Annotated in this window: 12 protein-coding genes; 1 reads left to right on the top strand and 11 read right to left on the bottom strand. The window is 50.5% G+C overall.

What is annotated here, in order from left to right; all coding sequences use genetic code 11:
* Positions 1 to 16: 16 nt before the first annotated feature.
* The 7 genes from J4377_RS08385 to J4377_RS08355 form a co-directional block, all read right to left on the bottom strand.
* Entirely contained in the window at positions 17 to 289 is a 273-nt protein-coding gene (locus J4377_RS08385) for an HU family DNA-binding protein (RefSeq protein WP_009724302.1), read from the bottom strand.
* A 194-nt stretch (positions 290 to 483) separates the two neighbouring features.
* Positions 484 to 2,913, bottom strand: a complete 2,430-nt coding sequence (gene lon, locus J4377_RS08380; RefSeq protein WP_253487876.1) for an endopeptidase La — start codon at positions 2,911 to 2,913, stop codon at positions 484 to 486.
* Between the two features lie 199 nt (positions 2,914 to 3,112).
* Positions 3,113 to 4,393 carry an ATP-dependent Clp protease ATP-binding subunit ClpX gene (gene clpX / locus J4377_RS08375; protein ID WP_038483940.1) on the bottom strand — a complete coding sequence of 427 codons (1,281 nt, stop codon included), beginning with the start codon at positions 4,391 to 4,393 and terminating at the stop codon, positions 3,113 to 3,115.
* 74 nt (positions 4,394 to 4,467) lie between these two features.
* On the bottom strand, positions 4,468 to 5,085 hold the full coding sequence (clpP, locus tag J4377_RS08370; RefSeq protein ID WP_030073154.1) for an ATP-dependent Clp endopeptidase proteolytic subunit ClpP: 618 nt from the start codon (positions 5,083 to 5,085) through the stop codon (positions 4,468 to 4,470).
* A 62-nt stretch (positions 5,086 to 5,147) separates the two neighbouring features.
* Complete coding sequence (tig, locus tag J4377_RS08365; RefSeq protein ID WP_038483935.1) at positions 5,148 to 6,500, bottom strand: trigger factor; 1,353 nt, start codon at positions 6,498 to 6,500, stop codon at positions 5,148 to 5,150.
* A 248-nt stretch (positions 6,501 to 6,748) separates the two neighbouring features.
* Entirely contained in the window at positions 6,749 to 7,117 is a 369-nt protein-coding gene (locus J4377_RS08360) for a hypothetical protein (protein WP_038483932.1), read from the bottom strand.
* A gap of 2 nt (positions 7,118 to 7,119) precedes the next feature.
* Positions 7,120 to 7,581: a flavodoxin domain-containing protein gene (locus J4377_RS08355; RefSeq protein ID WP_038483928.1), complete on the bottom strand. Its 462-nt coding sequence runs from the start codon at positions 7,579 to 7,581 to the stop codon at positions 7,120 to 7,122.
* A gap of 142 nt (positions 7,582 to 7,723) precedes the next feature.
* On the opposite strand from J4377_RS08355, the gene J4377_RS08350 reads away from it, so the two are divergent.
* Positions 7,724 to 7,930, top strand: a complete 207-nt coding sequence (locus tag J4377_RS08350; RefSeq protein WP_038483925.1) for a DUF2788 domain-containing protein — start codon at positions 7,724 to 7,726, stop codon at positions 7,928 to 7,930.
* A gap of 129 nt (positions 7,931 to 8,059) precedes the next feature.
* On the opposite strand, the gene J4377_RS08345 is transcribed toward J4377_RS08350, so the two are convergent.
* The 4 genes from J4377_RS08345 to rplT form a co-directional block, all read right to left on the bottom strand.
* Positions 8,060 to 8,356 (bottom strand): integration host factor subunit alpha, encoded by a 297-nt coding sequence (locus tag J4377_RS08345; RefSeq protein ID WP_009724294.1) that lies wholly within the window; start codon positions 8,354 to 8,356, stop codon positions 8,060 to 8,062.
* Positions 8,357 to 8,475: 119 nt separating this feature from the next.
* Positions 8,476 to 10,857, bottom strand: coding sequence for a phenylalanine--tRNA ligase subunit beta (gene pheT / locus J4377_RS08340; protein WP_120386999.1), 2,382 nt, complete (start codon positions 10,855 to 10,857; stop codon positions 8,476 to 8,478).
* A gap of 26 nt (positions 10,858 to 10,883) precedes the next feature.
* Positions 10,884 to 11,903, bottom strand: a complete 1,020-nt coding sequence (gene pheS / locus J4377_RS08335) for a phenylalanine--tRNA ligase subunit alpha (protein WP_038483919.1) — start codon at positions 11,901 to 11,903, stop codon at positions 10,884 to 10,886.
* A gap of 157 nt (positions 11,904 to 12,060) precedes the next feature.
* Positions 12,061 to 12,414 (bottom strand): 50S ribosomal protein L20, encoded by a 354-nt coding sequence (rplT, locus tag J4377_RS08330; protein WP_009097607.1) that lies wholly within the window; start codon positions 12,412 to 12,414, stop codon positions 12,061 to 12,063.
* Between the last annotated feature and the right edge of the window lie 8 nt (positions 12,415 to 12,422).

Genomic DNA, 12,422 nt, shown 5'->3' with positions numbered 1-12,422 from the left:
AGCAAACGCGAGCCAATTAGTTGACGGCGTCTTTCAGCGCTTTACCGGCTTTGAAGCTGGGGACTTTCGCAGCGCTAATTTCAATCGGCTGGCCGGTCTGCGGGTTACGACCAGTACGAGCAGCACGCTCTTTAATTGCGAAAGTACCAAAACCTACCAGTGAAACACTTTCGCCTTTTTTGAGGCTATCGGTGACAGACTCCACCATGGCATCCAATGCGCGGGTTGCCGCTGCTTTAGGAATATCAGCAGACGCGGCAATAGCTTCAATCAGCTCGGACTTATTCACACTTCACCCCTTAACTGTTTCAAAAAAATGGCTCTGAACGGCACTGCCACCGTTAGATACAACTTCAAAGCGTAGCTGTGTTTTATAGCAATGCCTTGAAACTCCTGTCAAGCGACAGTGCCGAGAAATGCCCGCAACTCAAGGTCTTGGGCAAAACTATTAAGTAATGTTAAAACTCAATGGAGTATTAACGCTTAATGGGTACTCGTTACGACGGTTGAATTAAAAGCCGGATCAGAACCTTTCAACGAGACGCTCTCGTCAATTGGATCGTTATGTAGCGCTACGGCCAGTACTTCATCTATCCACTGTACGGGACGGATATCAAGTGCCCCTTTAATATTTTCTGGCACTTCCTTGAGGTCTCGACGATTTTCCTCAGGAATTAAGACCGTCTTTATACCACCGCGACGGGCTGCCAGCAATTTCTCCTTTAACCCCCCAATGGGCATCACTTCGCCACGTAGGTTCACTTCTCCTGTCATGGCCACATCACAACGCACAGGGCGTTGAGTATAGGCAGAGACAATCGCGGTTACCATGGCAATGCCTGCACTTGGGCCATCTTTAGGCGTAGCACCTTCCGGAACGTGAATGTGCAAGTCTTCCTTCTCAAACCGTTGCGGATCAATACCATACTCTTTTGCACGCGCCTTAACGACCGTTTGCGCCGCACTCACCGACTCTTTCATAACATCGCCCAGCGAGCCGGTTTTGTTGATACGTCCTTTGCCGGGCGTAACAACAGATTCGATATTCAGCAATTCGCCGCCAACCGATGTCCACGCTAGCCCTGTCACACGACCAACTTGATCTTCCTGCTCAGCCAACCCGTAGCTATAACGGCGCACGCCGGCATAGGCTTCAATATCTTCAGCTGCCAGTACTTGTTGAGCCTGCAGATGGCTACCCTGCTTACCACTCGCTGCCTGCTCGGCTTCTAAACGCTCGCGCAACACCTTACGGCAGACTTTGGCGATCTGACGCTCCAGCTCTCGCACCCCAGCTTCACGGGTGTAATAACGCACTAGTTCTAGCAGAGCATCATCATTGAGCGCCAGCTCTTCTGTTTTGAGGCCATTCGCTTCTTGCTGCTTCGGCAACAAATAACGCCTAGCGATCGCTAACTTTTCATCTTCGGTGTAACCCGGCAAACGAATGATTTCCATACGATCCAACAGCGGACCAGGAATATTCATTGAGTTAGCAGTACAGATAAATAGCGTTTCTGATAGATCGTAGTCCAACTCAAGGTAGTGATCACTAAAACTATTGTTTTGCTCAGGATCAAGCACCTCTAGCAGCGCCGACGCAGGGTCACCGCGGTGATCCATACCGAGTTTATCGACTTCATCCAATAAAAACAGTGGGTTCTTAACGCCAGCACGACTCATCCGCTGCATTAACTTACCTGGCAACGAACCAATGTAAGTGCGGCGATGACCGCGAATTTCAGACTCATCACGTACGCCGCCTAACGCCAGACGAACATATTTACGATTCGTGGCCCGCGCGATAGATTGACCAAGAGAGGTTTTACCCACACCAGGGGGACCCACCAAGCATAATACAGGCCCTTTCATCTTGCGCACGCGCTTTTGTACCGCAAGATATTCAAGGATACGAGCCTTGACTTCTTCTAAGCCGTAATGGTCCTGATCCAGCACTTCCTGCGCTTTCACTAAGTCGTGCTTGACGCGGGTACGCTTCTTCCAGGGGACAGCTATTAGCCAGTCTAGGTAAGAGCGAACCACCGTAGCTTCGGCCGAGTTAGCAGCCATCATTTTTAGCTTACTAAGCTCTTGAGTAGCCTTTTCTGCCGCTTCTTTGGGCATTCCAGATGAAGCGATGGCTTGCTCGTATTTTTCGGCCTCATTTGGCACATTATCCAGCTCACCCATCTCTTTCTGGATGGCCTTCATCTGCTCATTGAGGTAATACTCGCGCTGGGTCTTTTCCATCTGCTCTTTCACACGCGAGCGGATGCGCTTTTCAACCTGCAGCAAATCAATTTCGGACTCAATCAGCGCCATTAAGTGCTCAATGCGATCACGCACGCGATCCATTTCGAGCAGCTCTTGCTTGTCGCCTATTTTTAATGACAAGTGCGCACAGATGGTATCGACCAAGCGGCTCGGATCCTCAATTCCAGAAAGCGAATTGAGCACCTCGTTAGGCACTTTTTTGGACAGCTTGACGTATTGCTCAAATTGGTTGAGCAGCACACGTACCAGTGCTTCTTGCTCACGACTGGTTAGCGGCTCGCTCTCACGAGGCACCAAGTAAGCTTGGGTGTAGCCCGTTTCGTGCTCTTCAATATCAATAACATCAGCGCGAAAATTACCTTCAATCAGCACTTTTACAGTGCCATCAGGCAATTTTAGCAGTTGCATGATATCGGCCACGGTGCCCATGGCATAAAGATCAGCGTTATCGGGCTCATCCTGGGAGGCCTCACGCTGAGCCACCAGCAGCACACGCTTGTCGGCCTCCATCGCCGCTTCCAACGCTTGGATGGACTTCTCACGACCAACAAAAAGTGGAATAACCATTTGCGGGTACACAACCACATCCCGCAAAGGCAACAGGGGTAAACATTGTGTCTGATCGGCGTTCTGCTGCATCGCAGACGTTCCTCAAAATCGGATGAGTACTTGAAAGGGTACTTAGCCAAGTACCTCACAGTATGAAAAGCATGGCGCTAGGGCGCTGAGCAGCTAGGCAAACATTTCATGAATAACTTATGAATAACAAGGGGCCGCCTAGGCGACCCCTTGGTTTGGCGCAAGCGGTAAAAGCTAGGCCGTGGAATGCACGTCGGGACTAACCGTCGGTGCCATCAACACGAGCATCTTCCTGCTGCGAATAGATCAGTAGTGGCTCACTTTCGCCTGCAATCACTGAACTATCAATCACCACTTTGCTAACACCTTCAAGCGAAGGAATCTCGTACATGGTGTCTAGCAGCACAGACTCAAGGATAGATCGCAAACCCCGCGCGCCAGTTTTACGCTCCATTGCCTTGGTTGCGACAGCACGCAGCGCTTCGTCTCTAAACTCGAGCGTCACATCTTCCATTTCAAAGAGCTTGGCATACTGCTTAACCAGCGAGTTTTTCGGCTCAGTTAAGATCTGTACCAACGCATCTTCATTTAGCTCAGTGAGCGTCGCAATCACGGGCAGACGTCCAACAAACTCAGGAATTAAACCAAATTTCACTAAATCATCTGGTTCTACGTCGGCCAGCAACTCACCCACACCACGCGAAGACTCTTTGCTCTTCACGCTAGCATTGAAACCAATGCCACCTTTCTCAGCACGGTCACGGATAACTTTATCAAGACCCGCAAAAGCGCCACCCACAATAAACAGCATGTTGGCCGTATTGACCTGAACAAACTCTTGCTGGGGATGTTTACGACCACCCTGCGGCGGCACGGATGCTGTTGTGCCTTCAATCAACTTGAGTAGTGCCTGCTGGACACCCTCGCCCGACACATCACGTGTGATGGAAGGGTTATCAGACTTGCGCGAAATCTTATCGATTTCATCGATATAAACAATGCCTCGCTCAGCCTTTTCGACGTCGTAATCACACTTCTGCAGAAGCTTTTGGATGATGTTTTCAACATCTTCACCCACATAACCCGCTTCTGTCAGTGTAGTGGCATCGGCAATGGTAAAAGGTACATTCAATAACCGCGCCATGGTTTCCGCCAACAGTGTTTTACCACTACCGGTAGGACCAATAAGCAGAATATTTGATTTACCTAGCTCTACATCGCCTTCGCGCACTTCCGTCTTAAGACGCTTGTAGTGGTTATAAACCGCTACAGATAGCACCATTTTGGCGCGATCTTGTCCGATGACATAGTCGTCTAACGTATGACGTATTTCGCGAGGCGTAGGTAAACGCTCTTCATCGCTCTCGGCATCGGCTTCGAGAACTTCTTCGCGAATGATGTCATTACATAAGTCGACACACTCATCGCAGATATATACGGACGGGCCTGCAATTAGCTTACGTACTTCGTTTTGATTCTTACCACAAAACGAGCAGTATAAAAGCTTGCCACCTTCGTCCTTGCCTTTGCCGTCGGCCATTCGCGTACCTCTATCACTGCGGCGGCTTACGCCGCCGGAAAAGCTCGTTAGAAAAGCAGAATCCTACCACGCTATCAGGATGTAGGCCGCTTATCCAGCACTGCGTCAATCAAGCCATATTCTTGGGCTTTAGTGGCGCTCATAAAGTTGTCACGGTCAGTATCCCGAGCAACAGTATCAAGATCTTGGCCAGTATGATGGGCTAAAATCTGGTTCAGTTTTTCACGAATACCTAAAATCTCACGGGTGTGGATCTCGATATCAGACGCTTGGCCTTGATAGCCACCCAGCGGCTGGTGAATCATCACACGGGAATTAGGCAAACAATAACGTTTACCTGCTGCGCCTGCTGTCAGCAACAATGCACCCATGCTAGCCGCTTGCCCAATACATACGGTCGACACATCAGGCTTAATAAACTGCATGGTGTCGTAGATAGACATACCTGCCGTTACAGACCCACCAGGAGAATTAATGTAAAGGTGAATATCTTTATCAGGGTTCTCTGACTCAAGAAACAGCAGCTGCGCCACCACTAAGTTCGCCATGTAATCTTCAACTGGTCCAACCAGGAAAATAACACGCTCTTTTAGCAGGCGTGAGTAGATGTCATAGGCTCTTTCCCCTTTGGCGCTCTGCTCAACCACCATGGGCACTAAACCGCCGGCGTTTTGAATATCAAACTCACTCATTCGTGATTCCTTGCGTCCGGTAAGGGAAAGCGCACCCACATAGGGTGCGCCACGCGATGAAGTTAAGCGCTAGCTTGTTCGCTTTCTTCAACACCTTCATCTTGCTCGGCCTGTTGCTGAGCCGCTGCCAATGCCTGCTGGTATGACATTTCAACGTCTTTAACGTTCGTTTGCTCCAGCAGCTTATCAACAGCCTTCTCTTCCAGGATGGCAGACTTCACTTGGGTTTTGAGCTGCTCATTACCCATGTAGTATTCAACCACTTCGGAAGGATCCTGATACTGCTCTGCCAGCTCTTCAACCTTAGCTTTAATTGCATCATCATCAGCGTCTAACTCATTCGCCTTAATAACCTCGGCCAGCAGCAACCCTACCTGGACGCGGCCTTTCGCTTGCGCTTCGAAGAGTTCATTCGGCAGTTGGCTGACATCAAAGTCCTCACCCAGACCGAACTGCTGTGCTGCCTGACGCTTCATGCCATCAGTTTCTTGCTGAACAAGCGCACTTGGCACAGGAATATCGTTCGCTTTTTTCAGCGCATCCAATACCTGCTGCTTAACACGGTTATCCACCGCTTGGGCCGCTTCGCGGGTCATGTTCTTTTTGATTTCAGCGCGGAATTTCTCTTCATCGCCATCTTCAACACCAAAGCGCGCAATAAACTCAGCGTCTACGGCCGGCAGCATTTGGCTACTGACTTTATGAACGGTGACTTTAAAGGTGGCTTCCTGGCCTGCAAGATGCTCTGCTTGGTAATCTTCAGGGAAGGTAACAGTGATGGTTTTCTCATCACCCGCCTTCGCACCGATCAACTGCTCTTCAAAGCCTGGGATGAAGCTGTTGGAGCCAATAACTAAAGCATGGCCCTCAGCACTTCCACCTTCAAAAGGCTCATCACCCAAGAAGCCCTGGAAGTCGATGGTCACTTGATCGCCATCAGCAGCGGCGGCGTCTACTTCTTCCCACGCAGCATTTTGCTTACGCAGTGTATCGATCATCTCATCGACATCAGCATCGTTAACCGCCACTACCGGACGCTCAACCTCGGTGCCTTCGATAGACGCAAGCTCAACCTGCGGGTAGATTTCCATAACCGCCACAAACTCTAGGTCTTTGCCAGTTTGGTTTACTTTTGGCTCAATCTGGGGAAAACCGGCAGGATTAAGGCCTTCTTCCGTGATGGCACGCACATAGCGCTCACGCATCACTTCACCTACCACCTCATTGCGCACGCTGTCGCCGTAGCGCTGACGAACTACAGCCATCGGCACTCGGCCTTGGCGAAAACCATTCAGGCGAACGTTTTTCGCGGTGTCTATTAAGCGAGCGCTGACGGCCTCGTCGATTTCGGCGGCCGGCACCTGAATAGTGATACGGCGTTCGATCTGGGAGGTCGTCTCGACGGAAACTTGCATGAATTGTCCTCTAGCGGCTGGGCGTTATGTTGATTGCGTAAAATAAGTACAAGGGGGCAATTTTAAGAACCCTAGCGCATCGTGGCAAGCGCCATGCTCGCAAGATGGGGGCATAACCCGCAAATACAAGGGTAATCACTAGCAAAACGACCATTTTAGGTCGTTTTTTGACCACAATGCAGTCAAAATTATTTTTAAACGTTAGATGAAGCCTTGTAGCCTGACTATCACATCTAAAATAGTGGCCTTTAATCGCGTTTCGCCCACCACAAAGAAACAGCATGAAATAGCAGACCACAGGTTGCTGCGTGGGAAATAAACACTTGCCAGCTAATCCAGTCAGTGAACAGACCATGCCATGCCCCCATTACCAGGGCACCTATCAGCAGCATAAATAGCAAGCGCTGACATAATTTCGGCAGCGCTTTTCGTGCATCAACCGACAGCATTTTCCACTGAACAGCGGCAGCACCCACCACAATGGCTAGCGCAATAAGTAACAATGTTTGGCGTGTTTCATGCCCTTCTACCATGTAACGAGGTATCGCAGCCAACATCACAATACAAAGTCCGAGAGCAACGCTGATACGTTCCGGAGAAAAAGGGACTCGCTGCATGGTTAAGCAACCTTCAGTTGCTGAGACTCAATCCACTCTTCTACCCACGGAATAGCGGCGTCATCTGCCATAAAAGTTTCCATAGCATCCACTTCCAGCCGCTCACCTAAACGCGTTGCACCATAATCCGCTAATAACGCATCGAGCGCCCTTCCCGCTCCACAGAACGTGTCTCCGTATGAGCTATCGCCCAACGCTATCAACCCATAGCGCAACGATGTAAGCGAGGGACTTTTTTCCTGCAGCCCGCGCACAAAAGAAACAAAATTCCCTGGGTAATCTCCACTGCCCGTAGTTGATACACAAAACAGCGTAAGATCTTGGCTATTGGTCAAATCGTCAATCGTCGGCTGCTCAGAAATATCAACCTTGTAGCCAGCCTGCTCAAATAACGGCTTTACTTGCTCTGCGACATCTAACGCGCCACCGTACATTGTACCGACTAGAATCGTTAGCGTTGGCATGGCCTACTCCTCTGCAATAGTGTCGCACTGTGCTTTGTTCAGTCGACAAATACCCGATGAATTTGGTCAAATATTAACACGACTCGCAAAAACGACACACGCCTTCTCATGAGGCACTATCAATCATTTAGTAGGAAATCTTATGCAGCAGCTCTTTGAGGCATGGATAACACCGATCATGGTCGGTGGCTTAATCGTGTTTATGTGCTTTATTATTTGGGACTTAGCTAAGAAATCCAACGCAGGCAAGTTTGGCACGATCATGCTTTTTGTCGTTCTGGGTGCTGGCATGCTGGGTTATGTCATTAAGGTAGTGATCACTTGGCTCATTGAAGGACGTGGACTTTAGTCCAAAACTTAAAAAGGAGCACCCGAAGGTACTCCTTTTCATTTGCTACCACTCTGCGCATCAGCTCAGCACAACTGTTCGACACACTCACCCACCAACCAGTGCATTGAAGCTTCCCCCACACGTAAGTTAGCTGCTTGTGTAGCGCTCTACCTGCTGCTTTAGCTTTTGACCGGGACGAAAAGTAACAACGCGCCGTGCAGAAATGGGAATTTCTTCACCCGTCTTGGGGTTACGCCCCGGTCTTTCGCGCTTATCACGCAAATCGAAATTGCCGAAACCCGATAGCTTAACCTGCTCATTTTCGCGCAAGCAGGCACGGATCTCTTCAAAAAAAGCCTCAACCATGGCTTTTGCTTCTCGCTTCGACAGCGCGAGCTCAGTGTGTAAATGTTCTGCTAGCTCTGCTTTGGTCAACGCACCCATAAGGCCCCCTCCATGTAGCAAACGCATTGCCAAGAACGTGATAAGCGTCGTGTCATGGCATTATTTAATTATTCACGTAACTATCCACCAAACCTAGTCGCAAATCCTGTCCACAAATCCTATCCACGTAGCTCAGCATCTAATTCTGTTCGCACTTGCGATACGATGGAATCTACCAACAGGTTGATTTCATCGTCATTTAGCGTGCGTGATCCGTGCTGCCACGTCAAGCCCAATGCAATACTCTTACAACCATCAGCTACGCCCTTACCAGCATAGACATCAAATAGCTTAATGTCTTTTAAGTAATCGCCAGCTTGTGCTTTTGCACAATCAAGTAGTGCCTGAACCGGTATCTCCGCCTTAACAGTGAAAGCCAAGTCACGGCGAACTTCTGGATAACGTGACAGCGGCTCAAAGGCCGGGATGAGACCTTCGCTCAGCGCATCTAAGCGAACCTCAAACATGACGGCATCTACTTTCAGCCCTAGCTTGGCTCGCACTTGAGGGTGCAAGGTGCCAATCCAACCGGCTGGCTTACCATTATGCAAGAGCCTTGCAGTTTGCCCAGGGTGTAACGAAGGATGCTCACCCGGCTCAAAACGCCAAGCATCCAGCGCGCCACCAAGCGCCAACAGGCTTTCTAAATCGCCTTTTAGATCGTAAAAATCGACTTGGGCTTTAGCCCCGCACCAACCTTCAGCTTCACGACCTCCGCATACCAGCGCTCCCATCATCGGGACTTGCGAGAGGTTGTCCAAATGGCCATTAAATACCAAGCCGGTTTCAAACAGTCTGACACGGGTTTGCTGACGATTCAGATTATGCTCAAGCGCACGCACTAAGCCGGGGAACAGGCTAGCCCGCATCACCGACAGATCTGACGAAATCGGATTCGCCAACACTGGTGAAATAGCGTCCGGCAACATCACCGCCTGGAGATCAGGCGCAACAAAGCTGTAAGTTATCGCTTCCTGAAAACCGCGAGCTACCATTTGGTTACGCAGCTGGGCTTGGGTTAGCACCGCCTCGTTAGCCGGACGCAGTGCCAAACGCGCCGCAGGGCGCCGAACAGGCAGGTTGTTGTAACCATGAACCCTAGCAATCTCTTCAATGAGATCTTCTTCGATCGCCACGTCGAAACGCCAACTTGGCGCTGTGACTAACCAGCCATCTGCCTGCTTATCAACCGCAAGCCCTAAACGTTGCAGAATGTCAGTTACATCTTCAACGGGCAGCCGCTTCGAAAGCGCACTCTCTAAACGCGCCTCGCGCAATACAATGTTACGCGGTGCTGGCAGGTGTTCGCCACTGGACGACTCAGTAACAGGGCCAGCCTGACCACCACATATCTCCATTAGAAGCTGAGTGGCACGCTCAATCGCCACACTGGCAAGCGCCGGATCAACGCCACGCTCAAATCGATGTGATGCATCCGTATGGAGACCGTAAGAACGCGCCTGCCCTGCAATAGCCAACGGCGTAAAATAGGCAGCTTCCAAGAAAATCGTATCGGTTTTCTCACTTACCCCTGAGTTCTCGCCCCCCATAACACCCGCCATTGCTAGAGGCCCTTCATCATCAGCAATAACCAGTGTTTCAGGTCTTAGCGCTACTTCCTGACCGTCCAACAAGGTCAGACGCTCTTCTTTACGCGCTAAGCGAACGGTAATACCGCCGTGAAGATTGTCGCGATCAAACGCATGCAACGGCTGGCCTAGCTCTAGCATCACGTAGTTAGTCACATCAACGGCAGGGTCAATGGAACGAACACCGCTACGCCGGAGACGCTCCACCATCCACAGCGGGGTTTCGACGCTAATATCGACACCCTTAATAATGCGCCCCAGGTAGCGCGGGCACTGCTCCGGCGCTTCAATACGCACTGAAAAAGTATCGTCAATGCTAGCTTCAATAACCGCAATCTCAGGCCCACTCACCGGAAGACGATTGAGCACGCCCACTTCTCGAGCCAGCCCCTTGATACTTAGGCAATCACCACGGTTCGGCGTGAGATCAACTTCAATGGTCATGTCATCGAGCTGCATATACTCTCGAAAACTTAGACCTACCGGCGCAGAGGCGGGCAGCACAAAAATACCAGGAGACGTCTCTTCCTCAAGGCCTAGCTCTGAGGCCGAGCAAATCATTCCGCGTGACTCAACACCACGCAATTTGGCTTTTTTGATTTTAAAGTCGCCCGGTAGAATGCCACCCACCTGAGCAAACGGAATTTTTTGACCAACATCGACATTGGCAGCACCACAAACAACCTGCACAGGCTCACCGGTACCATCATTAACAGTACATACGTTGAGCTTATCAGCATCTGGATGCTTCTCTTTAGTCAGCACCTCTGCAACCACTACGCCACTAAACGCGGACGCAACAGCCTCAATAGCATCGACCTCAAGGCCTGCCATGGTAATTTGATCGGCAATTGCCTGTGTATCAAGCTGCGGAGCCACCCAGTCACGCAGCCACTGTTCTGAAAATTTCATATTGATTCCCGTCGTTGGCAGCGGTCTTAGGTAAATTGGCGAAGAAAACGCAGATCGTTCTCAAAGAACAAACGCAGGTCATTGACACCGTAGCGCAGCATCGCAAGCCGCTCGGCGCCCATACCAAACGCAAACCCTGTGTAACGCTCAGCATCAATACCCGAATGCCGGAACACCTCAGGATGCACCATCCCACAGCCCATAACCTCCAACCAGCCGCTATGCGAGCAGACCCGACAACCATCACCGCTACACATCACACACTGAATATCGACCTCTGCGGAGGGCTCAGTGAATGGAAAGTAAGAGGGACGGAAGCGCACTGAAAGATCATCGCGTTCAAAAAACGCCTGGAGGAAATCTTCAATAGTTCCCTTAAGATCTGCAAAGCTCACACCTTCGTCAACCAACAGGCCTTCCACTTGGTGGAACATTGGGGTGTGGGTGAGATCTGAATCACTACGGTAGACACGACCGGGGCAAACAATACGGATCGGCGGCTCACTACTTTTCATGGTACGCACTTGAACTGGCGATGTGTGAGTACGTAACAAGCGTGTAGCATCGAAATAGAAGGTGTCCGCCATACCACGCGCTGGGTGATGAGCGGGTATATTTAGCGCCTCGAAATTATGGTAGTCATCTTCAATTTCTGGCCCTACAGCCACATCGTAGCCAATCCTGGTAAACAAGCCTTCAATACGCTCAAGCGTGCGGGTGACTGGATGTAGGCCGCCATTCTCTTGACCACGGCCAGGCAGTGTCACGTCAATTTTTTCAGCTGCCAAGCGAGCGTTAAGCGCTTCGCTTTCGAGCTGCTGACGCTTTGTATCAATTTCAGCTGCCAGGGTCTGTTTCGCCTGATTAATTTGCTCACCGGCGGCAGGACGCTCTTCTGCTGATAGCTTTCCTAAGCCTTTCAACAAGGCCGTCACTTCGCCTTTTTTACCCAAGTAACGTACGCGCAACTCATCTAGAGCAGGGACACTTTGCGCCGCATGAATAGCATCGCGAGCCTCTGACACCAGAGTAGGAAGATGGTCCATCCGATTCACTCCGAATTAAGCGATTTCCATCTCTAAAGATGGCTGGCATGTTGAAGGTGACAAAAAAACAGGGGAAGAGCGGCTGCTCTTCCCCTGCATGGGTCACACTGAAATGACCTCTGACACGTCACACTGATTTAACTCAGTGTTATGTGACTTATTGGGCAGCCTTGGCTTTTTCCACGATAGCCGCAAATGCAGCTTTCTCGTGTACTGCCAGGTCGGCCAATACTTTGCGGTCAATTTCAATACCGGCTTTCTTCAGACCGCCAACAAAGCGGCTGTAAGACATGCCATTGATGCGCGCACCAGCGTTAATACGCTGAATCCACAGAGCGCGGAATTGACGCTTGCGGTTGCGGCGGTCACGGTAAGCATACTGACCGGCTTTGATAACAGCCTGCTTGGCTACGCGGAAAACACGCGAACGGGCTCCGTAGTAACCTTTAGCCTGCTTCAATACTTTTTTATGGCGACGACGGGCAACTACGCCACGCTTAACACGAGTCATAACACACT

Origin of the sequence: Halomonas sp. XH26 (assembly GCF_024138895.1) — a bacterium.
Lineage (GTDB): Bacteria > Pseudomonadota > Gammaproteobacteria > Pseudomonadales > Halomonadaceae > Vreelandella > Vreelandella alkaliphila.
The sequence above is the reverse complement of the archived record's forward strand: the minus strand, read 5'-3'. Positions and strand labels throughout refer to the sequence as shown.

Excerpts from the sequence above, each read along its gene's own strand:
- tig (WP_038483935.1), bottom strand. The coding sequence starts at position 6,500 with ATGCAAGTTTCCGTCGAGACGACCTCCCAGATCGAACGCCGTATCACT.
- J4377_RS08350 (WP_038483925.1), top strand. The coding sequence starts at position 7,724 with ATGCAGCAGCTCTTTGAGGCATGGATAACACCGATCATGGTCGGTGGC.
- clpP (WP_030073154.1), bottom strand. The coding sequence starts at position 5,085 with ATGAGTGAGTTTGATATTCAAAACGCCGGCGGTTTAGTGCCCATGGTG.
- lon (WP_253487876.1), bottom strand. The coding sequence starts at position 2,913 with ATGCAGCAGAACGCCGATCAGACACAATGTTTACCCCTGTTGCCTTTG.
- J4377_RS08355 (WP_038483928.1), bottom strand. The coding sequence starts at position 7,581 with ATGCCAACGCTAACGATTCTAGTCGGTACAATGTACGGTGGCGCGTTA.
- rplT (WP_009097607.1), bottom strand. The coding sequence starts at position 12,414 with ATGACTCGTGTTAAGCGTGGCGTAGTTGCCCGTCGTCGCCATAAAAAA.
- J4377_RS08360 (WP_038483932.1), bottom strand. The coding sequence starts at position 7,117 with ATGCAGCGAGTCCCTTTTTCTCCGGAACGTATCAGCGTTGCTCTCGGA.
- clpX (WP_038483940.1), bottom strand. The coding sequence starts at position 4,393 with ATGGCCGACGGCAAAGGCAAGGACGAAGGTGGCAAGCTTTTATACTGC.
- pheS (WP_038483919.1), bottom strand. The coding sequence starts at position 11,903 with ATGGACCATCTTCCTACTCTGGTGTCAGAGGCTCGCGATGCTATTCAT.
- J4377_RS08345 (WP_009724294.1), bottom strand. The coding sequence starts at position 8,356 with ATGGGTGCGTTGACCAAAGCAGAGCTAGCAGAACATTTACACACTGAG.
- pheT (WP_120386999.1), bottom strand. The coding sequence starts at position 10,857 with ATGAAATTTTCAGAACAGTGGCTGCGTGACTGGGTGGCTCCGCAGCTT.